At 55.7% G+C, this 24,594-nt stretch carries 15 protein-coding genes; 8 read left to right on the top strand and 7 right to left on the bottom strand.

Features of this window, described 5'->3' with window-relative positions; translation table 11 throughout:
• Window positions 1-6: 6 nt before the first annotated feature.
• Both CA51_RS16315 and proB read left to right on the top strand, forming a co-directional pair.
• Window positions 7-1,416 (top strand): DUF1501 domain-containing protein, encoded by a 1,410-nt coding sequence (locus CA51_RS16315; protein WP_145122301.1) that lies wholly within the window; start codon window positions 7-9, stop codon window positions 1,414-1,416.
• A gap of 94 nt (window positions 1,417-1,510) precedes the next feature.
• Window positions 1,511-2,671, top strand: coding sequence for a glutamate 5-kinase (proB, locus tag CA51_RS16310; RefSeq protein WP_145122300.1), 1,161 nt, complete (start codon window positions 1,511-1,513; stop codon window positions 2,669-2,671).
• Between the two features lie 23 nt (window positions 2,672-2,694).
• Here the strand turns inward: proB and egtD are convergent, their stop codons facing one another.
• The 3 genes from egtD to CA51_RS16295 all read right to left on the bottom strand — a co-directional run bounded on the left by egtD (window position 2,695) and on the right by CA51_RS16295 (window position 7,491).
• Window positions 2,695-3,681, bottom strand: a complete 987-nt coding sequence (gene egtD, locus CA51_RS16305; RefSeq protein ID WP_145122299.1) for an L-histidine N(alpha)-methyltransferase — start codon at window positions 3,679-3,681, stop codon at window positions 2,695-2,697.
• A gap of 276 nt (window positions 3,682-3,957) precedes the next feature.
• On the bottom strand, window positions 3,958-5,274 hold the full coding sequence (locus tag CA51_RS16300) for an SGNH/GDSL hydrolase family protein (RefSeq protein ID WP_231745738.1): 1,317 nt from the start codon (window positions 5,272-5,274) through the stop codon (window positions 3,958-3,960).
• Window positions 5,275-5,292: 18 nt separating this feature from the next.
• Window positions 5,293-7,491 carry a right-handed parallel beta-helix repeat-containing protein gene (locus tag CA51_RS16295; protein ID WP_197451233.1) on the bottom strand — a complete coding sequence of 733 codons (2,199 nt, stop codon included), beginning with the start codon at window positions 7,489-7,491 and terminating at the stop codon, window positions 5,293-5,295.
• A gap of 785 nt (window positions 7,492-8,276) precedes the next feature.
• Here CA51_RS16295 and CA51_RS16290 point away from each other — a divergent pair.
• Complete coding sequence (locus tag CA51_RS16290; protein ID WP_145122297.1) at window positions 8,277-9,935, top strand: serine/threonine protein kinase; 1,659 nt, start codon at window positions 8,277-8,279, stop codon at window positions 9,933-9,935.
• Window positions 9,936-9,968: 33 nt separating this feature from the next.
• Here the strand turns inward: CA51_RS16290 and CA51_RS16285 are convergent, their stop codons facing one another.
• Window positions 9,969-11,138, bottom strand: coding sequence for a hypothetical protein (locus tag CA51_RS16285; RefSeq protein ID WP_145122296.1), 1,170 nt, complete (start codon window positions 11,136-11,138; stop codon window positions 9,969-9,971).
• A 572-nt stretch (window positions 11,139-11,710) separates the two neighbouring features.
• On the opposite strand from CA51_RS16285, the gene CA51_RS16280 reads away from it, so the two are divergent.
• Together CA51_RS16280 and CA51_RS16275 are read left to right on the top strand one after the other, a co-directional pair.
• Complete coding sequence (locus CA51_RS16280; RefSeq protein ID WP_197451232.1) at window positions 11,711-12,400, top strand: response regulator transcription factor; 690 nt, start codon at window positions 11,711-11,713, stop codon at window positions 12,398-12,400.
• A gap of 143 nt (window positions 12,401-12,543) precedes the next feature.
• The gene (locus tag CA51_RS16275) at window positions 12,544-13,833 is read left to right on the top strand and encodes a PQQ-like beta-propeller repeat protein (protein ID WP_197451231.1); all 1,290 of its coding nucleotides are present in this window, start codon (window positions 12,544-12,546) and stop codon (window positions 13,831-13,833) included.
• Here the strand turns inward: CA51_RS16275 and CA51_RS26390 are convergent.
• Window positions 13,830-13,964 (bottom strand): hypothetical protein, encoded by a 135-nt coding sequence (locus CA51_RS26390; RefSeq protein ID WP_261343036.1) that lies wholly within the window; start codon window positions 13,962-13,964, stop codon window positions 13,830-13,832. The genes CA51_RS16275 and CA51_RS26390 overlap by 4 nt on opposite strands.
• A gap of 760 nt (window positions 13,965-14,724) precedes the next feature.
• Here CA51_RS26390 and CA51_RS16270 point away from each other — a divergent pair.
• Entirely contained in the window at window positions 14,725-20,412 is a 5,688-nt protein-coding gene (locus tag CA51_RS16270; protein ID WP_145122294.1) for an ATP-binding protein, read from the top strand.
• A gap of 365 nt (window positions 20,413-20,777) precedes the next feature.
• Here the strand turns inward: CA51_RS16270 and CA51_RS16265 are convergent, their stop codons facing one another.
• Together CA51_RS16265 and CA51_RS16260 are read right to left on the bottom strand one after the other, a co-directional pair.
• Window positions 20,778-21,857 (bottom strand): hypothetical protein, encoded by a 1,080-nt coding sequence (locus CA51_RS16265; protein ID WP_231745737.1) that lies wholly within the window; start codon window positions 21,855-21,857, stop codon window positions 20,778-20,780.
• A gap of 299 nt (window positions 21,858-22,156) precedes the next feature.
• Complete coding sequence (locus tag CA51_RS16260; RefSeq protein ID WP_231745736.1) at window positions 22,157-23,236, bottom strand: transposase; 1,080 nt, start codon at window positions 23,234-23,236, stop codon at window positions 22,157-22,159.
• 350 nt (window positions 23,237-23,586) lie between these two features.
• Here CA51_RS16260 and CA51_RS16255 point away from each other — a divergent pair, with 350 nt between their 5' ends.
• Window positions 23,587-23,817 carry a DUF433 domain-containing protein gene (locus CA51_RS16255; protein WP_145122293.1) on the top strand — a complete coding sequence of 77 codons (231 nt, stop codon included), beginning with the start codon at window positions 23,587-23,589 and terminating at the stop codon, window positions 23,815-23,817.
• Entirely contained in the window at window positions 23,817-24,197 is a 381-nt protein-coding gene (locus CA51_RS16250; RefSeq protein WP_145122292.1) for a DUF5615 family PIN-like protein, read from the top strand. Before CA51_RS16255 ends, CA51_RS16250 begins: the two co-directional genes overlap by 1 nt.
• The last annotated feature ends 397 nt before the right edge of the window (window positions 24,198-24,594 follow it).

Here is a 24,594-nt window from a genome sequence, read left to right as displayed (position 1 = left end):
AGAGCCATGAATTTTTCACGACGACAACTATTGAAGACGACCGGAGCGGGTTTCGGATCGCTGGCCTTGGCATCGCTGTTGGCTGAAGAGTCGCAGGGAAGCAACCTGCCCGGACTGTCGGGTTCCGAACGGGCGCCTCACTTTGCACCGCGTGCCCGCCGGGTGATCTTTCTGTTTATGAAAGGTGGTCCATCGCACATGGACACCTTCGATTACAAGCCGCAGTTGCAGAAGGACGATGGCAAGCCGTTGCCCTTCGAAAAGCCGCGGGTCCAGTTTGCACCGACCGGTAATCTGCTAGGATCGCCGTGGAAGTTCAAGCGGTACGGCGAGAGTGGGATCGCGGTCAGCGAGCTGTTCCCGCATGTCGCAGAATGTGTCGACGATCTGTGCATTATCAATTCGATGTACGGTTCCAATTCGGCTCACGGCGGTGCCTGTCTGAAGATCCACACCGGCAGTGACGTGTTTGTGCGGCCGAGCATGGGATCGTGGATCTCGTATGGCTTGGGAACGGAAAACCAGAACCTGCCGGGCTTCATCACGATCTGTCCGACTTTGGCTCATGGCGGCACCAAAAACTGGAGCTCCGCGTTCCTGCCCGCCAGTCACACTGGGATTCCGCTGGGGAACGCTAGTCAGCCGTCGGATCAAGCTCGCGTCAAATATATGCAGAACGCGAATCTCGACCGAGCGAGCCAGCGGATGCAGTTGGAACTGATGCAATCGATGAACCAGAACTTCCTCGATTCGACCGGCCCCGATTCCGCATTGGAAGCGAGGATCAAATCGTTCGAGTTGGCGTTCCGGATGCAGACCGAAATGCCCGACGCGTTGGATCTCGCGGCGGAGACAAAACCCACGCACGATCTGTACGGACTGGATGATCCGAAGACCGCCGACTTTGGCCGCCAGTGCCTGATGGCGCGGCGATTTGTCGAGCGTGGCGTGCGGTTTGTGCAAGTCACGCACAGCAATACCGAGGTCCAATGGGACCAGCACGGTTCGCTGCGGAAGGGGCACGAGCAGAACGCGAAAGAGGTCGACAAACCGATCGCCGGTCTGTTGCGCGATCTTAAGGCTCGCGGCCTGTTGAAGGATACGCTGGTCCTGTGGGGAGGCGAATTCGGTCGGACGCCGACCTGCCAGGGGAGCGGCAACGACGGCCGCGATCACAATCCCGAAGGCTTCACGATGTGGATGGCCGGTGCCGGAGTGCGGCCCGGGATTCAGTATGGTGCGACCGACGATTACGGCTATTACGCTACCGTCGATAAGGTCCACGTGCACGATCTTCACGCCACGCTTTTGCATCTGATGGGCTTGGATCACACGCGGCTGACCTACCGCCACGCCGGCCGCGATTTCCGGTTGACCGACGTCGCTGGTAAAGTCGTGAAAGGAATTTTGACGTAGGCTGGCGCCTCGTCGAACAGAACTTCGCGGCGGCGGGGGCTTTGCGCGATGGGGTCGGTTGGTACAGAATGGTTGCCATTTAAAGGAGTACCATTTGTCAACCGACATCAATCGAATTGAAGCACTCGCCGCGGCTGAAACCTTAGTCGTTAAGGTCGGCACGCGCGTTCTAACATCTCCCGACGGCTGTCTCGATCGCGAGCGGATCGCGATCCTCGCCGAACAATTATGCAAAGTCATGGACACCGGGCGTACCGTTGTGCTGGTCAGCAGCGGTGCTGTCGGCGCGGGTATCGGCAAGCTGGGATTGACTGAGCGACCACGGATGCTGGCCGATCTGCAAGCCGTCGCAGCCATCGGGCAAACCGACCTGATGCAAGCCTATCAACACGCCTTCGCCCAACATGGGCGGCACGCAGCACAGGTCCTTTTGACCGCCGAGGATCTGCGAAATCGTTCCAGCTTTTTGAACCTGCGGAATGCGCTGCGACAGATCGCGGCCTATAAAGCGGTTCCGATCATCAACGAAAACGACAGCGTCGCGGTCGAGGAACTGATGACCACCTTTGGCGACAACGATCGCTTAGCCGCTTCGGTCGCCAGTCTGATCAACGATGCGATGTTGGTGATCCTGACCGACATCGACGGCCTGCACACCTGCCACCCCAGCGATCCAAACAGCAAGCGGATGTCGACGGTTGAAACGATCAACCACGAAGTGATCGCGATGGCTTGCGACACACAAAACAGTGTCAGCAAAGGTGGCATGAGCAGCAAACTTGTCGCCGCTCAGATCGCCACCTCCCACGGCCACTCGGTGATCATCGGCCCCGGCCGCGACGATCGCGTGTTGGAAAAGATCTTGGCGGGCGAATCGATCGGAACGCTGTTTCAACCCGAAGAGAAACCGATCCGCGGCCGGTTGCGTTGGATCGATTCGGTCGCGGCACTGGCGGGGGAATTGCACGTCGACCTCGGAGCCGCTCGCGCGGTGGGTGAGCGAGGAAAGAGTTTGCTGGCGATCGGAATCCGCCGCGTCGAGGGAATCTTTGATCGTGGCGAAGTCGTTGCCATCATCGACCCTCAGGGAAATGAACTCGCACGCGGGCTGATCAACTACACTTCCGAGGAAGCGACAAAAATCATCGGCTTGCCAAGCGGTCAGATCGACGACGTCCTGGGGCACTGTCCCTTTGACACCGTGGTCCATTGCGACAACATTGCAATTAACAACGGGCTGCCGCTGCCTCGCTAAGTTGTTTTGGCGTCGGCGGAAGCTTACGTGGCGCTGAAGTGCATTACTGCAAAATCGTCGCGTGGGTCGGTCCAGACCTCATCGACGCTCAGACCCGCGTGGCGGGCGAGGTCGGCGAAGCTGGAGACGTCGTATTTGTGCGAGTATTCGGTCAGAATGCGTTCCCCTTCAGCAAACGTGAACTGGGCGTCGCCGATCGCAACCGCTTGATCACAACGACTCTCCAAGTAGATCTCGATCCGAGCCTTTGCCGCGTTGTAGATCGCGACGTGGCGGAACTTGTCGACAGCAAAATTCCCGTTCAGCTGGCGGTTGATGCGATGCAGTAGATTGAGATTGAATTCGGCGGTGACGCCGAGATCGTCGTCGTAGGCATCCAACAGCACTTGTTCGGCTTTGTCCAAATCGACGCCGATCAACAGACCGCCATGCGAATCGCACTGCCTCGCGATCGTCCGCAATAGTTCGATCGCGGCATCGGGTTCGAGATTGCCAATCGTCGATCCTGGGAAATAGACGGTCAGCTGCGAGTCGCGGTAGGCTGTCGGGATTTCAAAGCCCTGGGTGAAATCGGCGACGATCGGATGGATGTCCAGATCGGGGTAATCCGCTTTCAAACGCTCGGCGGTCGCTAACAAATGGTCTTCGGAGATGTCGACGGGAATGTAGGCGGTCGGGTTCTGCAAATGATCCAACAGCTGCCGCGTCTTGGTGCTGCTGCCGCTGCCGTATTCGACGAGAACGGCTTCGGGCCCTAAGCGTCTGCCGATCGCTTCAGCGTTGTCGACCATGATTCCCGTTTCGGTCCGCGTCGGATAATAGCTGTCGAGTTCGCAGATCTGATCGAACAGCTTCGAACCGCGTTCATCGTAGAAATATTTGCAGGGCAAATGTTTCTGACTTTTTGAGAGCCCAGCCAGGACATCTTGCAGAAATTCGGCGTCCGAGGCGTCCGCCGTCGCGGTGCTGCAGTGCGGTTGCGTCGGTGGGAATCGATGGAGTGGTTGCATTGTCGGTTGGGATTCAGGAGGCCAGACGTCGTATCGATCGCTGCGTAAACGCCCACGCGTCGCGGAGAATCGCTTCAAAGCTGAGTGGGCGTTCCAATCCTACCGGCCGCGCCGGGCCGGGACAAGCAAAACGGCGGCGACGTCGGGACGCAGCCGAGCGGTGTCGCGACAGAAAAAGAAAAAGCCCGACGCGCGTGCCGGTTGCGATTCTCGGGGCCAGAGAATCGCTGGGCCGCGCGTCGAGCTTCAGGCTCGCGTCAGCGTCTTCTGCAACGTCTAAGGGATGACGTCGCCGAGCACCAGGATCTGTCCGACGCGGACGTTGGTTCCTTGGTACTTGGGTTGCTTCAGTTCCGTCTCGGGATCTTTCAAGCGAAACGCAACGCTCTGTCGGTCGGGCTGCTGCGAATCGACTTCGACAGTCACCGTGTGAACCTCGTTCGGATCGAGCCCATTGGCGACCGACAACGTTGCGATCCGATGGTAGGTGCAGTAGCTGTCGAATCGGGGCGCAGGTTTCGGCCGCGGCTTGCCGTCGACAGTGATCAGTACCTGCCCGCCGTCAGGGCCCAACAGATCGTACAGCTTGGCGATCGAGCCGCGGAATTTGAAAGTCAGCTTGCTGCCCGGTTGCGTGGCTTCCCAAATCGTTCCCATTCGATTTCCGAATCGCTTCGCCAACGTGTTGTCGGCTGGCAGCTGCTGCCATTGCGGTGAAAGCATCGCGGCGGTCAGCGGGACCATTTTCGCCGCCTGCCAATGGTCTTCGACAAATGGCTTGTCCAGCTTGGTGCCGTGATCGACCGGCGTCGACGCTTTGCCGATCTGCTCGACAGCGTCGGCGATCACGTCGGTGTAGATTTGATGACCATCGTCGAGCGGATGGACCCCGTCGGACGAAAATCGCACGATTCCCGCTTCGGTCGGTTGATCCGATTTGTAGATCAGCTTGCCCGCCTGTTGCAGTTCGACGATCTTCAACGCGACGTTGATCGATGGGATCTGGTAGTGGTCGGCCAGCATCTCCATCGCCGAAGCCGCTCGCGGGCACATCCCTTTGCCGAGGTCGTTCTCGTAACCGGTGCGGAAGGTGTAGACGAAACAGATGTCGGTGCGTGGATTAGCCGCCCAGGTTTGCCGGACGATTCCCTCCATCGCTTTCCAAATCTGCTCGGGTGCCGCACCGCCGTCGTTGACTGCAAATTCGACGAACATCAGATCGGGTTTGTGCTGCAAAGCGTCGCGACCGACGCGAAACACGCCCAGATCGCTACCTGTGCCGCCGATCGCCGCATGGATCTCTTCCACCTTTGCCTGCGGAAACTGCTCGCTGAACCACTCTCGCGTCTTCACACGCCATCCAGCCGCGGCGGTGATCGAACCGCCGAGGTAAGCAATTTTGACCGGCTCTCCGGCGCGTAGCTTTTCAAGCACGTTTCCCATCCCGCCGCGTGGGCGGACGAGTTCCGCGGCGACCGGAGCGTATTCAGGTGCGTCGGCAGCGCTCGCAGGGAACTGGGGCATCAGCGTCGCCGCGCAGATCGCTAATGCTGCGATCCCACGCCAACAAGTTTTGAAATTCCTATTTGTCATGGTGTTCCTCATGTTCCTCTAGAGTTCGTTTCGTGTGGGGAGATTGTGTCGGTAGTCGTCTTGATATAATCCGATCTTGTCCAGCGGGATCGCTTCGAAGCCGGGCAGCGGATCGGTCAATCGCGGATCGGCTGGCAGCGAGACCGATTCGGCGGACGCGTCGGGAACCTCGATCGCGATCGGTTTTTCGGCGGTTCCGGCAACGTTAGTGAAACCTTGGATCCCGTCGGTCGTCGCGATCCCTTCGGCCTGGCCCGAGCTGTTTACAGCGAGGTTGTTGGCGATATCGAGCTTGTCCAAAACCGAGTCGACGTTTTTGTTGAAGCTGCAAACTTGTTTGGCGCAATCGACAAAAACGTTGCGTTGGATCACGTTGTGCAGCGGCTGTTTAGGCGAATCGTCCATGATCTTCGCCAGGTTCGGATACCGTTGGCTCCACGGCGGTGATTGGTAATTCATCGCTTCGGCTTTGGCTTGCAGATTCCAACCCGAGTATTTGGGATTATTCCACTGTTTCCAACTGGTTCCGCGAGCATCCAGATGTAGGCCGATCGGGCAATCGATCACCAAGTTGTTGAGCACGTGATTGTCGCGTCCGCCGCCGATCATGATCGCGCGTCCGGCTCGAACGAAGAGGTTTCCTTCGATCGTGTCGCCACTGTCGCAGTCGTCGAGATAGACGCCCATCGTGTTGACGTGCTTGTCGTCGCCGCCACCGAGGTCGTGGATGTAATTATGCCGCAGGATGTTGCCTTGGCTGGTCCAGTCGCGTCCGGTGTAGAACGCTCCCGAATCGCCGGTTTCCATCACGACGCGATAGATCTCATTGCGTTCAAAGCGATGTTCGTTGCCACCGTACAAGATCGCGTTGTGTGGCGCGTCGTGGATCAAGTTGTTGCGGACGATCTGCCCGCACCCGTGGGCGCTGATCCCGGGGGCGTAGCTGCGTTGGAACTTGCCGTAGTGATGGATGTGGGTGTTGACTACCAAGTTTTTGGCCGGCGTCAGCGACTTGCGATCGCCTCCACGCAGTGAAATGCCCGAGGTGCCAAGGTTGTAAAGCTCGCAAGAGCGGACGACGTTTTCGGTTCCCGAAATCGAAAGGCCATCGCGGGACATGTTGGCGATCGTGCAACCGTTTATCTCGATCTGGTGCGTATCTTTCAGTTCGATCCCGCCGGCAACACCGTACTCAAATCGAAGGCCTTCCAGTTTGATGTGCTCCGCTTTTTCCACGCGAACCAATCGCTTGTTCAGCGTCGCCAACACGATCGACTGCGGTTGAGCCGCTTCGATCGGGTAGTAATACAGTCGCCGCGCCGTGCGATCCAAATACCATTCGCCCGGAGTGTCCAGTTCCTCCAAGACGTTGAAGGCGAAGAAGCGGCGTTTGGATCCACCCCAGGTGCCAGCCATGATGCCGTAGTGATGAGGTGCCGCCAGTTGGATCACTTGGTTCTGCGGATCGTAGCCGCCGATTTGGATTACTTCGTCGGACCAATCGTGCGTCCAGTATCCCAGCAGCCAAACGCCTTGGTCCAAGTCCCATCGTGCGGGGCGAGGATCATTGAATTCAAATGATCCCGGTCGAGCTTTCCGCCGTTCAGGGTCGTCCGAATCGGGTTCTGCCAGCCCGGAATCGATAGCTTTTGAAAAATCAGCCCAGCCTTCGTTTTCCGCGTCGGCATTGGGCCACCTCGCCAGCGTCATCGGCTGCGCGTCGACATACAGCCAAGGGCCCGCCGGTGCGCCGCGGAACGATTTTTTCCACGAGGCGACCTTTTCGGGCAGGAGTTGCGAGAGATCGGCCACGCGGATTTTATCGCGAACCGATGTGTCGATCCGATCGTTGATCGCGGCGTCGGTGACCGGCACGAAGCTTGAGGCCGGAATCGTGATCCCGCCGCTGATCGTTGCAGTTCCCGGTTGCTGTGCGCGGTAGGTGATCGGTGCCGCCGCGGTGCCGCTGTCCTCGGCTTTCAATTCGAACGAATCGGTCACCGGGTAGGTTCCCGGAGCGACGTGAACGGTGATCGCAACACCCTCGTCCAACTGTCCCGCTTTCCGCGCAGTGCGAATTCGATCCCGAGCCTCGACCAGGTTCTGGAACGGCTTGCCGCGACTTCCATTGCCCGCCGCTTCGGCGTCGGCTGCGACATAGATATCGACCGCCATCGATTCGCTGGCGGCAAATGCTATCGAAAGCAGACCGAACATCCACACCGCCAGAGAGCGTTTTGTCGCCCCAGTTTTGCGGGGGCTTCGCGGTGCGGCTGAGTCGCGCGAGCCGGTGAAATCGTTGGATTTTAAAAGAAAATAAATGGGAAGCTTCAGAGTGAGTCTAGGCATTTTATCCAGGTTAGGTGGAGATGGGAGATCTTAGTTGGCAGTCGGACGCAGCGAGTACCGCCGGAGGGGCAAATCCGGGCCAGGCGAACACTGGCACGTCTCTTGGGGGAGACTGGAGCCGTGGTTCACCCTGCGAAACAAAAGGACGATGCTCTCCGCAGGTCGCTGTGGACTCGCCGTCGGGTTGTCGCAAGCCACGTGGTCGCCGCGGTTTAGGTCAACGCCGACGCCTGCGGAAAGTCGGCCGCCGGCGGTCTCATGATAATAGCGATGCCGGCGGGCTGCCGTGAGATACCCCCAAAAAAACGGAGGGGTTGGAATTTGGGCAGGCTGAGTTTTTGAGCAGCTATCGCAAGGACAGCCGACGTGATTTCGCGAACCGCCGCGGTTGCTATCGCCCCCCGGATGTTGCTGCCAGCTGAACCTTTTTGCTGAAACTTACGTCTTAACAGGAGAGATTTATGGAACGTATCGGCCAACTTTCCTTCCACGAATCGAGTGAATCGGCGTCGCCGTCGCGGCGCGATTCGCCGTGACCGATGCGCAAAACCGCGCACGACGTCTATAATTCGTTTTAAAGCTGGCCCGCCAAACCGGCGAGCGAGCGATCGGACATGCAATTCGTCTCCGCCCACCCCCGATGAGCCTACCGCATGGCTACCGTATCCGAATCGATCCATATCGCTCAAACTCTCGATGGCCCCGTGGAGCAGGTGGCGCAACCGAAAGCTGTCGTTTGCGCTGCACCTCAATTGGTCGCGGGGAGCGGATTGGGGCTCAGTGCCGAGACGGAATCGCTGCTGGCGGAGCGGTTGCGGGCGGCGGGGCTGATCATGTTTGTGGCTCTCGGCGCATTTCTCGTACGCCGGATCTTTGAGATCGGTTCGATCGACACGCGGCTCGAATGGGTCGCCTTCGTCTTGCACGCGGTCGTCACGGCGATCTGCGGTACGATCGGTCTACGGCTGTGCATGAACTGCTCCAAAATGGTGACGCACGTTCGCTTGACCGAGCTGTTGCTGTTTGGTTCGACCGCCGTCTACTTTGTGGTGCTGGGCTATACGTTCCTGCTGCACGGAGCCCGAAATGGTTTCATCGCGCCGATCTCACCGATGTGGATCATTCTGATCTTCACCTATTCGTTGCTGATCCCTAACTCCTGGCAGCGGGCGGCGGTGGTGAACAGCTGTTTCGCGGCGATGGGATTTGGAACTTGGTTATATGTCTACCAGACGTGCCCGTTCTTTCAGGCGATGACGGCGGGGAATCCCGAGATCCGCCCTGGGACCGTCGAGGTCGCGTTGATCTTAAGTATCGCCGCGACCGCCGCGACTTGGGGCGTCTACACGATCGGCCGGTTGCGACGCCAAGCGTTCGAAGCGCGACAGTTGGGCCAGTACCGCTTGAAGCGATTGTTAGGTTCTGGCGGCATGGGCGAAGTCTATCTAGCCGAACACATGATGCTGAAACGACCTTGTGCGATCAAGCTGATCCGCCCCGAGAAGGCAGGCGATCAATTGGCGATCGAACGCTTCGAACGCGAGGTGCAATTGACAGCGAAGTTGACTCATTGGAACACCGTCGAGATCTTCGACTACGGACACGCTGCCGACGGGACCTTCTATTACGTGATGGAATACCTGCCTGGGTTGACGATGGAACAGGTCGTCAAGATGCACGGTCCGATGCCGGCGTCGCGGGCTGCGTTTCTGTTGAGCCAGGTCTGCGACGCGTTGGTCGAAGCTCACGGGGAATCGCTGGTCCATCGCGACGTCAAACCTGCGAACATCTTTGTAGCTCATCGCGGCGGCGTTTCGGACGTGGCGAAGCTGTTGGATTTCGGCTTGGTCAAACCGATGACGCAAAACGATAACTTGGATCTGACTCGCGACGGCACCGTGACCGGTTCGCCGCTGTATCTGTCTCCCGAACAAGCTTTGGGCGATACGCCGGATCACCGATCGGATATCTATTCGCTGGGGGCGGTCGCTTATTTTCTGCTGACCGGTCAGCCTCCGTTCGAAGGCAGTACGCCGATGAAGATCCTGTTGGCTCAGGCAAACGAACAACCGATTCCGCCGTCGGAGCTTGTCGACGACGTCCCTGCGGATCTCGAGGAGATTGTGTTGCGGTGTCTGCAAAAAGATCGCAACAATCGTTTTGCCGACGTTCAAGAGTTGGGAGACGCGATTCGGCAGTGCAGTGCCGGCGATCTTTGGGATCGCAATCAAGCCAAGCGATGGTGGAAGTCGAACGGCTGCCCCGACAAGAAGAAGCTCGACGACGACGTGCTCAACTTGGTCTGCGTCTGATCTTGAATCGTGGTCGGCGTCGGCGTTTCAAAGCTAACCCGGTGGTTCGAGCGGCGAATCGCCCGTGTCGGCGACCCACCGTTTTACCGCGGCGTTGGTGGTGCGGATCCCTTCGATCGCCAGACGGTCGGGGCGTTCTTGGGCATCCAGTAGCCCGCGGCGTAGCAGTTGGCTCGGCAGATATCCGCCGCACAGATGGTAGCCGACGACCTGCGGAATTGCGGTAAGCATCTCGACGGTCCTTCGATAGCCACGGGGATCGTGGAAACGGTTCTCCTGCGGCGGCCACGCGTTGTTGTGTGGCTGGCGATCGATCGCATGATCGGCGACCAAGATCGGCCGATCGAACAGTTGAGCCATCTTCGACAATTGGCGATGCACGTTCACGGCGTCTCCGCTGCAATCGACACTCAATAGATCGACGTGCGGCAGCGCCGCGCGGACGACGGTCGCCGATAGCGACCGGCCGGCATCGTAGCGGTCTCCCAAGATCAGATGATGCGGGTCGTAGCGCCGGATCGCGGTGCGGATCGTTTGGTAATATCCGGTCGCTTGATTTGCCATCTCCGATCGACTGGAGAATCGAGCTTGGCGCCAGTCGGGGCGCTCGGCCGACCAATACCCGATCAATTGGCGGTCGTCGCGAACCGCCGCGCAGTGCTGCCTTGCGATCCGATCGCACCAGCGGGCAAACGGTTGGCCGAGGTAATCGTTTGGTGGCAGTTCGCCGGTCTCCGGATCGGGCTGCGCGAATGGCAGCAGGTAACCGTACGGCATCTGAAGCGAGCGAAGCTGTGCCGGGGAGAGTCCGCCGCCAAGTCGCCGGTCATCGTTTTCCAAAGCGACCACGTCGGCGGCTAGTCCCACCGTATTGAAGCCCCAATCCAGCAGGTTCTTTCGAACGCTTTCGGCAAGCCATCGCTGCACGTCGGCGGCGTAGCGTTTCTGCCACAAGCGATCATCCTCACCCTGCCGCAATGGCTCGGGATCGATGTGATTCAGCCCCAGCGAAAAGTTAACGCTGCCGTCCGGTTGGATCATCCACCAACGATCGTTCCGGCGGTCGACGGTGAAATAGCCCCGCGGATCGATTTGCGTTGTCTTCTGCCGCGGTTCGTCTGCGTCGCTAAAACGCTGCATCCCGATCGTCGCTGCGGCCAGGATTGGGAGGCGAAGGAAGTTGCGACGCTGCGTTTCGAACATCGGGGGCGGATCTCTATTGGAAGTCAAAATCGGAGGACGGTGTCGCGTTGAAGCCTTCGGCCAGGGATCTATTCTACTTCGCCGCTGCATGGCGATCAGTCGAGTTGTCGCGCTGCCGCGGCGCAACTCGAGTTTTCCAATCTATCAAACTCCCGTCCTTTCTCCTGCCAGTTTGAGCGAGGGTGCGTTTGTGGCGAGAGCAAACAAGTGCCGCAGTTCACAAAAATCTGCGGCGCGATAGATCGGGACATCCGCGAGCCAACGCGCGACAGCAAAGCAAGCTGAAACCGCGGTAGCGTGGGGATGTACCTAGGTGTCTGCCCCGCGCAGTGCTTTCCAACTGAAATGTTTGCATTCTTCGCTGACATCGGATCTAATGTTGGCTGGTTCGACGTAAACCACAGGATGTGGGAGGGATTGCCCTCTTCGGAACGTGCTGGATCTTAGTTTGGGCTGAAGGCGGTTGTGTATCGAGCACGCCGCTCCGGTTGTTGTTTCGACGCCGTTTGTACGGTAGAGGACTCGCGGAGCGCACTTTTCTAACAATCCGACAATGACATCAGGTGGTTTTTGTGAATGATTACTCGAGCGAGGCAGATGTCGATCGATCTACCAAACCTATTCTTCGGATCGATTCGCCGACGGTTTTTTATGTTGATGTCGATGAAGGTGTTCGCGATTCGCTGGACCAGTTGTTAGAAGCAATTGGTTTACCGCTGCGAACATTTCCGTCGGGGGAAGCTTTTTTGAGGGCGTACGACGGTTCTCCAGGTTGTTTGATTACCGACATTCGGACGCCATCGGGATTGGCGGGGATCGAATTGCAATCGCGTTTGGCACGGTCACCGATCTCGCTGCCGTTGATCATTACCGCATCGGTCGAGGATGCGTCGCTTGCGGTGCGTGCGATGCAAAACCGTGCGGTGACGTTGATTGAGAAACCCTACCGCGATCACGAACTGATCGAAGCGATTCAATCGTCGCTGCGAATCGATCGCATGCACCGTCAGCAGGATATGCGAACGCGCGAGGTTTTCACGCGGCTGGCGACGCTATCGCCAAATGAAACCGAGGTCTTGGAGTTGATCATCGAAGGGGTCACGAACAAGGTGATCGCTAACCGGTTGGATGTAAGCATTCGCACGATCGAAAATCGCCGCAAGCGGATCTATGAAAAGATGCGAACCGAATCGGTGGCGGTGTTGGTTCGGATGGTTGTCGAAGCCCGTATTCGCACCGGCCAAGCTGTCGAGCGAAGCTAGTCCGGCTCTTTGGCTGTGTCATTTTTTGTTGCGGTCGGTGTGCGATCGCACAGGGCGTTTGCGGCGCATCGGGGCCCACGCTTTCGGTCTACAATAGCGGTTTCCTGTTGGCCCCGCCGTTACCGCTTGCTTGGTAGACGATCATGTTTGATTTGCTTGCCCGCTGTTCTTTGTGTCTGCTGATTGTAATTCCTGGCTGTGACGCAGCCGATCCCGTTCCGGTCGCCGATTCGGGCGGGACGCAAGCATTGTCGACTGCTTCTTGGCCTTGCTGGATGGGCCCGCGGTACGACGGGATTTCAACGGAAGCCAATTGGTCGGCCGATTGGCCCGACGAAGGCCTGCCGATTGTCTGGACCCAGCAGTTGGGGATCGGTTTCAGTTCGATCTCCATCGCCGACGGAAGATTGTTTTCGATGGGGCATGTCGATGGCGAAGAGTTTGTCTACTGTTTGGATGTCGCCACCGGCAAAACGATTTGGACGCATCGGTACGCTTGCGAATTGGTCGACAACCTCTATGAAGGTGGCCCCGGCAGCACGCCGACGATCGATGGCGAACTCGTCTATACGCTCGGCAAACAGGGCCAGTTGTTCTGTTTTCGCGCCGCCGACGGGGAGATCGTTTGGCAGAAGGATTTGCAAGTCGACCTCGAGATCTCCATGCCCGAATGGGGATTTAATAGCTCGGCACGCGTCGTCGATGATGCCGTTGTTTTCGAAGCCGGCCGCGTCGTCTCCTACCACAAGCTGACCGGTGAAAAGAACTGGCAGAGCGAACCGCATCGCGCGGGTTATGGATCGGTTGCCCGCTTCGCCGGTGAGCGTTCGGGCTTGTTGGCGACGCTCGACTGCGATGCGGTCCGGATCACCGCTGCTACCGACGGATCGGAGATCGCTTCGTTTCCGTGGAAGTCTCCGTTTGGTACGAATTCAACGACGCCAATCTTGGCTGGCGACAAGGTCTTCATCTCGACCGGATATCAGGTTGGATGTGGTCTGTTCCAGCTGCAAGAGGATGGCCTCGATTTGATCTATGAAAATCGATCGATGCGAAACCACTTCAACAACTGCATCCTGTACGACGGCTACCTCTACGGTATCGACGGCAATTCAAACCTAGGCCGCGTCGTCCATTTGGTCTGCATGAATTTGGAAACCGGCGAGGTCGCGTGGCGCGAGCGCGGGTTCGGATGTGGATCGCTAATGATCGCCGATGGCAAGCTGGTCATCCTTGCCGACGATGGAAGGCTCGTTTTGGCGGAAGCCAATCCCGAGGAATACCGTCAGCTGGCGAGTTCCCCCTTTCTCGAAGGGCGATGTTGGACGGTTCCGGTACTGGTGGGCGGCCACATCTATGGCCGCAACGCCGCAGGCAAGATCGTCTGTGCACGCTTGCCCGCCAAGTCTGCAGCGACCTCGGCCGGCTCTTAAGCCAACAGTCCTGGGATCACTTGGCCCGGCTGGCCGTCGGTGAGCGTTTGGTCGCGGTTGGCGCGATGGAACGTCAGCTGTTCGTGCTCCAGTCCAAACAATCGCCCCTGCGGATGGACCGTTGTGGGCATCTGAACTTGCGCACGTTGTCGAAAACGCTGGCCAAGCACCATCGTGGATGGTCCGAACCGATTGGTAGATCGATCGTGCCTGTGTCCAGTGGACCATCGTCGTCCGGTTGATCCGGAATGGGAGTGATCGAAACGAAAATATCATTCCGCAACTTCATTCCGCCCGTTGATCAAGTGGCGGCGATAGCAAGTTTTTCCACCACCTGCTGGACGGGGATGCTGGGGCCTGCCTCCCCGCAAATTATGCCTGTCCCTAATTGCCTTTCCGCCGCAGCCCGATCACCCCCAAGGGCGGCGGCGAATCCAAGTGGCACGCCTGCGTCCGCATCGACGGTCCGACCTACAAGCAACTCAAAAGCTACTTCCTCGAACGGGCAACCCATCGAAACGCGAAAACACTGGCTCAAGACTTCGCCCGCGTACCGTACGCTCGCTACGCCCCAGTCCGTCGGCAGCTTTTGGACATTCTCCGATCGGTAAACAATGTCGGATCAAAACAAAACTACGACGAACTTTTCCAGCCGCGATTATACTACGCCGAGCAATCCTAAACCCCTTCGATTCAGTGCAGGATTGACTTTCGTACCGACAATAGGATTCCGCTGATCCCGTTCATGATCAAGCGAAGTGCTCAACGCTACTCTCAACTCCGGTGTGTCGGACCGAAGCAGGTTGAATCGTTACTCTTGCCTCTGGCTTCATCGAACTTTAGGCTGTTTGGGAAATTCAAATCTACCAAGCACGAAACTTCGAAAAACCTATGGCTAAAGACACATCTGGTTTGCACGATCCGTACTACTACGAATCGTTTGTAGGACTTCTGGAGGTCGTCAAACTTCTCAACCCTGATGAAGACGTAGCGAGCGTTCTTTTTCAGGGTTCAGATACCATCAAGTGGGACGACGTTTCGGCTGGCCTCAAAGATGGAGGCAAGCGTTGTTATCAAATCAAGCATACACGAGAAAACGCAAGCATCACATTTGGAGATTTAGTTGCAAAAGATGATAAAGGCCGAACGCTAATTGGCGATTTGTTTAAAGGTGCAGTCGAGTCGGGACTTCTTGACTCAAAGAACAGGCTCATTCTCTTTACGAATCGAAAAGCGGGCTCGGAGCGATCAAAGCGAAAGAATGGCGATGCTCGACCGAAATTGCTTAAATTTTGGAAGGCACTGAAGAAGCAGATTGACAGCGACGTACCGATTGGGGCAGTGACAGTCGATGTTGATGACCAACCTGCATGGAAAGAATGGCTTGGGTGTTTTCCAAGCGGCAAGGAACCTGAAGTTGCGAAATTCCTGAAGTTGCTGGAAATAAAGACCAGTGAAGACGAACTTGAGGGGATTGAAAGCCGCATCAAGTCAATGCTGACCGACTCGCTAGGGAGTAGCGCTGCCTTGACGGAAACTCTTTACAAGAGCTTGGTCACTGCGCTCCGAAAGTGGACTACGACCGGTTGGCATGCAGACGACACTTCGAGAACTGTCGTTAGTGAATCTGTCTGTGAAGCACTGGCTATTGAACCTAGTGAGTTAGATTATGGAACGCCTCCGCCGCCGCCCACTCCCTACTTTGAGTCCCGAGTTCCTTTTGCGAAAGATCTCGAAAGCGAATTAAAAAAGCAAGCTGGGTTGCCGGTCGTGTTTCTTAGCGGCGATGCGGGGAGCGGAAAAACCAGTTGTGTTAGTTGGCTGACAACACAAAGGAAAGACGAATTTTTTGACTGTGCTGTGAATGCTCGCTTTTTCTGTTTTGAACCGATCAGGCCCGAAAAGCCTTTCATTGATCCGGATGCTTCCAAAGTGACTGCCGTAGAGTTGTGGGGAAGTTTGCTTACTCAAATCCGAATACTTCTGAGAGGGAGACTCAGCGAATGTCGCGTGCCTGTTCGCAATGATTTGCTCAAATGGTCCGAGATGCGTGAGCACGTGCTGAGACTCGCAGATTTCATCGGAGCCGAGCGAGGAGCCAAATTCGTAATTGCCATTGACGGAATTGACCACGCGGCGAGAGCGGCTCAAGTCAACCCCGATCAAGTTCGGGAATTCTTTCGTTCGATTCCGAGCCCAGATCAGCTTGCGGACAAAAATGTTCGTTTGCTGATCGCCGGTCAGCCTGAACAATTTTACCCAGATCAATATCCAAATTGGCTAAAACTCGATCATCCTAATGTGGACGGACGAATTCTGCCCGCGATCAAGGTAAAGGATGTTGAACAGTTACTTCACGATTGCGACCTAACTATCCCGGTCGATCAAATCGAAACCGCAGCACGCATGATTTTTGAGCTGACCAAAGGGAGCACGTTGGCCACGGTCTTCTCTGTCGCTGAGGCTTCGATGGCATCCACTGTTGATGAGCTTGAAGCCAGTCTCAAAGAACGACGATTGAGCGACACACTTACGGATTATTACCAATCAATATGGACTAGCGCGCTCTCAGACAGGCCGGAGGTTAGCTGCTGTTTGGCCTGCGCGATATCGCTATCGCGTACGCACATTACTGCAGCTGAATTGGCGATAGCTTTCCAAAGCTGGGATTTGCCGGAGGCAATGTGGCAGGCCTGCCTGATCAAACTGAAGCCGCTCCTTGAACAACACGCTGACGGCTACCGAATTCGGCACAACGACGTAAGAGTGTTTCTTGCTCAAAAATTTCAAGGGTCTCCTCCTGAGCAAAAGCGATCGGTATGTGAAGAGCTTGCGAACTTCTACTGCAGCGATCCGGCGGCAAATCGCATTTCTGCCCACTTGCAGCTCCCAGAACTTTTACGCTTGGCAGGACAGCCGCAGCGACTAGCCGACATCTTTGATACCGACTGGGTGCTTGAAGGAGTGAGCCTTGATATTCCGTATAAGCAACTTTGGGACGAGGCAGCGGCGGCGGCGGAACAGCTTTCGGCAAATGGATGCTGGAACAACGTCGTCTCGGTTGCCTGCGGAATGCAAACACTCGACCGGCTGACTGACGATGCGGATCATGGGCCAACACGAGCCCCCGTTTCTGTGCCAACGATTTTGTCTACGGAATCATTGGTGCGCCCTACCGACCACTGGACAAGCAAGCTGGTTTGCAGTGTTGTCCGAGACATTGGTGAGCTTTGCGGCGGGTCTGAACTGGCTCGTGCCAAGGGACTCATTCAGCGTTGGTTTCAAGGCTTAAATCTAAAAGAGATTTTGGATTTGATTCCTGACAGTACAACACAAAGCATCAGTTTGTTCGCATCGAAGGAGGGAGAGCTGGACGAGTCTCTAAAAATCGCTTTTCGAGATCTTGGGGCATGTTGCGCGCAGCTCAATATTGCTATCCAGTGTCCGCATCTTAAGGATCTTAACAAGATCGAACGAACAGCGTTGAAATCCTTCGAAGAAGGGTTCTGCAATGAAAAAACTTCGGATTCGAATTCTAATGCTTCGCTCGATGATGTCTTCGGGATCAACAAGCCGTTCTTCATATCTAATATTGAATCCTCGATTCGCAATCTCGCATCGAACGAGGATTGGAGCTTAGTCTGCGAATGGCTAGAGACGCTTTCGGCTGACTTGTTAACATCAGAGTTTCTCGCGGAAACCACGTGGTACGCCCTTAAATCAGGCGTCGCGAATAAAGAAAAATGGTTGGCCCCACTGTCATCTCTCACCATGGGGCTTCAGGATCTAAATACGAACGGAATGGATAACTACTCACGTGGTAACATTCGAGCGTTTACATGTGTTGCAGGTGCGATTGGCTGGACAAGATCTGATGTTGACCCGATCGACATTCCGTCAGTCATACTTCGACAGCTCGGCCAGATTGAAAAACGATTTGAAGCCCAAGTTAAGACTCTACTGCTTGCTGCAGGTTGTGTTGGCCGCTTGGAACGAGATGCCTTGGGTGACTCCGCTGGCCAGAAAACGACAATCTCACCAGTGAGAATAGGTGAGATCCTTCGAGTTCTTTGGGGAAATAGTTTTTGGGCTGGATTATTCGAGCACGCTGCTGAACTCGCTGAACAAATTGTTGGCGTCTGCAAGCGTCTTGGAGGTGAATACGAAGCCATTGCCCAAGAAGCTGCCGTCGCAGTTGCACCAAACTGCCCGCTTGGTAGACGCATGAAATCAATCTGGAACTTGGTTCGAAATGCCGGAAAACCTGAGTTGCTTCGAAATTGGATGTCACACCATATTGGCGACGAGGGCGCTGCATTCAAGCATTCGAACTCGTCTGTCGTCGAAACGATTGATGATTTGAAACCCTATGCTTTGGAAATCGGATTAGACGAATTGTTTAATTCGGCGAGTGAACGCACTCGCTGGATGCTGATCGACTATAGAGATCGAAAAGAGTACGCGTTTCAGGAAGTTGGCCTCTGGTTCGAGTTTGCAATTGCACAACAACCAGATATTTGGACCGACCAAGGCTGGAAACTCTGGCAGCTTTGCGAAAACTGCCGATTGAAATACGCCCACAACTCGTTTAGTTCTTCGGTCTATCACGCGACTCTTGGAGCCGCAATGAATTTCGGAGCCGCAGGTTGGCTGAGTTTGATTGAGTCAACTTTGGACAATGTGGATGACGAGAGTTGGCACCAATGGGCTCGTGATTGGGTTGTTTCAGGCACAATTTTCAGTAGCACGGTTGAGTCTTTTGAATTCGCTGATCGTCAGCCTGAAGCGCTTTGGGCATTGGCGGTTGGTTTTAGTTACTGGTTCAGTGACACCGACAATAGCGATCTTCTGATTCTAGGAAAAAGCTTAATTAGCAAGTTGGATTGCAAACCAGAAAGCGAACTGTTGAAAAGAATCGTTCAGGTTCAATGTTCTGACTCCGAAGCCTCCGATCAGACAATTGATCGGCACAGCGCAGTGTTCAACCCGGCAGCCGCCGACAATCGGACGGATGCAGAGCTTTGGAGTGCAGTTTGCGATGCAGTAAGCAAAACGGCAGCCGACCAGTACCGCCATTCATGTCACCAAGACTTGTTTCAGATTGCCCGAGGTCGAGCATTCGCAAGAGGAGTAGAGGTTGTGTTGGCTGGTTTGGAAATTCAAATCCAAATGCATAGTCGGTGGTCTTTCGGAGCCAATCCGACTTGGAATGCACGCCCTGATATCGAAAATGTAACGTGGGAAGAGGGAGCCGCGAGGTTGTTTCGATTGTTGCTTGACTCATTCAGTAACGAAGTGGTCTGTGCGGGCTTGGAAGGAATGCATGCACTCGTAGACCAAAATCCGGCCGCGATTCGCATACTTTTCGAGACATTGACAGACGGAAGGTCTGAACGCTGGTTACTCAATTCGGCGGAAGTATGGGCGACGCTGCACTCGGAAGCTTTGAACGCGGTGAAGCCTATCCTTGAGGACAAATTATCGAGCGAACACTTCGACATTCGCCTTCAGGCTTGGCTTGTTCTTAAGAAACTGTCGGAGAATTTGAACGAGGAGTTTTGCGAATTTCCTCTGCCGGAGAATCCTAACATTGGCGAAATAGAGTTGGCTGGCCTTACTCAGAGGATTTTATCAGTGCCAGCCAACATTGTTGGCAAAATTGCTTGCACAGATCGAAATCGAGCTGCCCTTTCGGTTTTAAAACTCATAGAACGCTTCGGCCTAGGCTTGCCAGATGTTGAAGCGATCGTCTCTCGAGAATTGGGGAAATTTGAACCACGTGACAGTTCGACAAAGCCATATGGTCCCAAAAGGTACGACGGTACTTTCATGAGCGATTTCCAAACGGAGATCGCGGTTGGAAACGCGTTGTGTCAAACAGTATCCACTGGCAACCTAGACCAAACCCAAATCCCTGCGCTCGCACTCGCACTGCTTGTCAATGAAGATCCTTGGATTTATCGGACGCGGCCACAACAGCTTTGTCTATCTGAGGCATGGGAATCCAACCCAGATGATCTTGACGATAAAGAAAACGAAATGTTTGATCGACTCGTGTATGGAATTCCGTCCGATTGGTCGTTGTTGGGCGGCGTCGCACTGGATTTCCAGTACCCAAGTGACTCGATGTTGACATGTTGGTTAGAGGCACCGGCCAACATCTTTGGGCTTGGCCTTCCGGAAATGTTGACATCCGCAAGCGGCCGATCATTCGTTTGGTGGAACGATGTCGTTTTTGAATCTGGTGAAATGCAATTCGCTTCTGTTTCGGTTTCCTTTTCTGGAGGGCATCACCGATTGCCTCACTGTAGTTTTGCTGTACAACCCGCAAAACATTGGTCCGAGCGGTTAGGCTGGAAACAATCGTCAACAAATGCAACGGTCTGGGAAATAGACGGTGAAGAAGTCGCCAAATACCAGCGACTTTCAACAGAGGGGGCATCGAGAAGCGACGGCCATCGCCAGCCCGTTTTACAGCGATGGATCGTTAAAACAACTGCTCTTGAGAATGCGACTGAAGTCTTCGGTAAGCTCGAAACCAAAAGAACTTTTGACTCTCAACGCTCTCGAGACCATTGAAGCTTTGCATAACCTTTAACCATTTAACTGATGTGAAGGAAAATCTATGGCTCCGGTGACGTGGGATCAACCTGAGACAGCCGATTTAGGAATCGGCTTGTCGGCATTCGGAGCAGTAGCCCATGTGAGCAGCGATTTCGGGGCCAGCCAAACTTTCGGTTTGCTCACGCAATGCGGTGCTGGGAGCTGATATTTTGTGTGAGGGTGGATGGGGGATCTTAAGTGGAGAGGAGACGCTGCGACGGGGCCTCAATGTGAGTTGAGTGTGCTATGTCCGATCCAAAGCTATTACTGGGGGTGATAATCGGCGGTTCGGTCTGAAAGTGGCCGCAGTTCAGCTGAGTTTGAGTGACGGTGGAGGAGCTTTACGGAGGGGCTGGACCAACTAATGGGTTTTGGGGAGCTTGCATCCATGCTTGCCTGCGCCGAGCGGCTTCTTGGCAGAGACTCTGCGATGTACCAGCAGCTCGTTTGAACAGACGCCCGAATCGCTTGACCAAATCGCACCAAGCGGGGGCGTCGAGTCCGATGCAAGTCAAAATGGGGGCGAGTTCGGCGGGGATCGAACCTCGTTTGTCGTCTCGTAACTGACGCCCCGTCCAATCTATCAGTGCAAGGTATTTGGACAAGGATATCGATAAGAATCCTTTGCAGCTCGACCGTCGATGGCTCGAATCGATGTCTGCGCCGATCGGATCGTCTCGCTCGTTGATCTCCACTGGACTCATCCATCCGCTGTTGTGCGGTATTCGGCTCCGCTCCCAATCATGAACGTGCTGGCGGTTTTGCTCCGAAGCGCAAGTGATATCGTCGATTCGCTCTTTGGCTCCGGTGTATTCACTCGATTCGAGCGTCTGGGCGATCGTAGCTCGAATTGGATTCAAATCGACATAGGCTGCGCAGGCCATCAAACTCGCCTCATCGAGAATTAATTGGGCTTTAAAACGTCCTTCCCAAAAGTGACCACTCACGTCATCTTCGGCGTTGCTGCGTCGGGCGATGTTTTCCGCCGTGCACCGCATCCACCAACTAATATCCGAGAGCCGACGACGGCGCTGAGCAAGAACTTGTTCGTTGTTGACGAGCGCCGCAATCTCTGCACCAGACGGCTCGGCGGGCGTCCCGTCATCATTGTGGCGGATGGGAAACAAGCGAAGCCACCGCCGCGCGAGCTCCTCGTCGGACCAGGCAGCGACGACATCGGGACGGCTGCGAAGCACCAAGTGCAGGTGATTGCTCATAATCGAAAACGTCAGGCAATCGATTGCAAAGCAGGAGGCCAGGAATTCGAGTCGTTCTCGGATCCAACCACGGCGGTGCTGAAACGATTGTCCGGTATAGGGATCCTCGCCACACAAGAAAGCGCGACGGACACATCGCTCGATACAGTGCACGATCTGCACCTGCTCCGGATCGATCACCTCACCCCGCGCTTGCCGAGCCATCGCAAAGCCCTCCCGATACGAGCCCAGTCAAACGTCGATGCAATTGCTTCTTCATTAGCTTGCAAGCGATTTTGGGGACAGCCAAACTTTTGGTTTACTCAGGCAATGCGGTGGTGGGAGCTGATATTTTGCGTGAGGTTGGATGGGGAATTTTTAGTGGAGAGGAGACACTGCGACCGGGCCTCAATGTGAGTTGAGTGTGCTATGTCCGCTCCAAAGCTATTGCTAGGAGCGATACTCGGTTGTTCGGTTTGAAAGCGGCCGCAGTTCAGCTGAGTTTGAGGGACGGTGGAGGAGCTTTACGGAGGGGCTGGACCAACTAATGGATTTTGGGGAGCTTGCATCCATGCTTGCCTGCGCCGAGCGGCTTCTTGGCAGAGACTCTGCGATGTACCAGCAGCTCGTTTGAACAGACGTCCGAATCGTTTGACCAAATCGCACCAAGCGGGGGCGTCGAGTCCGATGCGCGTCAAAACGGGTGCGAGTTCGGCGGGGATCGAACCTCGTTTGTCGTCTCGCAACTGACGCCCTGTCCAATCTATCAGTGCGAGGTATTTGGACAAGGATATCGATAAGAATCCTTTGCTGCTCGACCGCCGATGGCTCGAATCGATGTCTGCGCCGATCGGATCGTCTCGCTCGTTGATCTCCACTGGACTCATCCATCCGCTGTTGTGCGGTATTCGGCTCCGCTCCCAATCATGAACGTGCTGGCGGTTTTGCTCCGAAGCGCAAGTGATATCGTCGATTCGCTCTTTGGCTCCCGTGTATTCACTCGATTCGAGCGTCTGGGCGATCGTAGCTCGAATTGGATTCAAATCGACATAGGCTGCGCAGGCCATCAAACTCGCCTCATCGAGAATTAATTGGGCTTTAAAACGTCCTTCCCAAAAGTGACCACTCACGTCATCTTCGGCGTTGCTGCGTCGGGCGATGTTTTCCGCCGTGCACCGCATCCACCAACTAATATCCGAGAGCCGACGACGGCGCTGAGCAAGAACTTGTTCGTTGTTGACGATCGCCGCAATCTCTGCACCAGACGGCTCGGCGGGCGTCCTGTCATCATTGTGGCGGATGGGAAACAAGCGAAGCCACCGCCGCGCGACCTCCTCGTCGGACCAGGCAGCGACGACATCGGGACGGCTGCGAAGCACCAAGTGCAGGTGATTGCTCATAATCGAAAACGTCAGGCAATCGATTGCAAAGCAGGAGGCCAGGAATTCGAGTCGTTCTCGGATCCAACCACGGCGGTGCTGAAACGATTGTCCGGTATAGGGATCCTCGCCACACAAGTAAGCGCGACGGACACATCGCTCGATACAGTGCACGATCTGCACCTGCTCCGGATCGATCACCTCACCCCGCGCTTGCCGAGCCATCGCAAAGCCCTCCCGATACGAGCCCAGTCAAATGTCGATGCAATTGCTGCTTCATTAGCTTGCAAGGGAATTCTAGGCAAGTGCCTCTGCAAAGGCAATCATTTAGTGGATGTCCCCTTTCGCCGACGGCTCAGATTCGTGACATCACCCGGCCAATGCATGACTGTCGCTAACTTTCCGCAGGACGGGCGAAGAGCCCGAAGTGTGCCTGTCCCCAAATCGCCCCTTAGTGGATGTCCCCTTTCGGCCGTTCGGATTAGCCCTGAGCCGCTTGGCTGCGCCGTCGCCTGGGCCAAGGGGCTTGGCTACAATGAAGCCTGGCGTGACACATCTCAACCAAGGAGGCAAATATGCCTGGACTTGATCGCATCACCAGTGATCCTTCAGTGATGAATGGACAACCGTGTATTCGCGGAATGCGTGTGACGGTGCGCCGCGTGTTGGAAGCGTTAGCCACTTACCCTGATCGTCAGGAGTTGTCGGCGGAATATCCTGAACTCGAAGAGGAAGACATCCGGCAAGCGTTAGCCTACGCAGCTGCAAACCTTGATGACAAAGTTCTCGAACTTCGCGGGGCGTGATGAAGTTCTTGCTGGATCAGGGGCTGCCCCGTTCGACCGTCGATTATCTGCGAGACTCAGGTGTCGAATCCGAGCACGTCGGCGCGTTGGGGTTAGCGACGGCCAGCGACGACGAAATCCTGTCTGTTGGACGCGATCGCGGCGCGGTGGTCGTTACACTCGATTCGGACTTCCACGCGATCTTGGCTCTCTCGAATGCTTCAACACCGTCGGTCATTCGCATCCGTATCGAAGGCTTGAAAGGCGAGGCGGTCGCAAATATCATCGTCGCTGTCGTCGCGGGGGCTGCAGCCGATCTGACAGCCGGAGCAACTGTGACCGTAACCGAGCGCCGCATCGCAGTAAGGCGGCTTCCGTTAATCGATAAAGCGAATGATTAAAGCGGCTAACAATCAATTTTGGGGACAGCCATATACTGGAGGGAAATTGGGGGACAGGTAGTTTTGTCATTCGCGCGGTCGGCTGAAGCCTTCACTCCAGCGGAAATTGGGGGACAGGCAGTTTTGTCATTGTTATCGAATGAAACACAATGCAAAGCTAGAAGCCAAAGCACGGGAATGCCGAGATTGCGTTTCTGTTGAAAGCCATGGAACTGGTGGCTTTTCAGCAAGCAGTTTCACTACGTGGAGATCGCCAAGGACGCAGAAGGGGACAACCCGAGAGGCCTGGCAAAATGTGGCTGTCCCTCAATCGTGACGCCCGGCCAAAGTATGCCTGTCCCCAATTTTTACTTCCAATTTTTTCTTCCCAATTTTTTTGGGCCTTCATTGAAACGAT

This window comes from Rosistilla oblonga (assembly GCF_007751715.1).
Classification (GTDB): domain Bacteria; phylum Planctomycetota; class Planctomycetia; order Pirellulales; family Pirellulaceae; genus Rosistilla; species Rosistilla oblonga.
The sequence above is the reverse complement of the archived record's forward strand: the minus strand, read 5'-3'. Positions and strand labels throughout refer to the sequence as shown.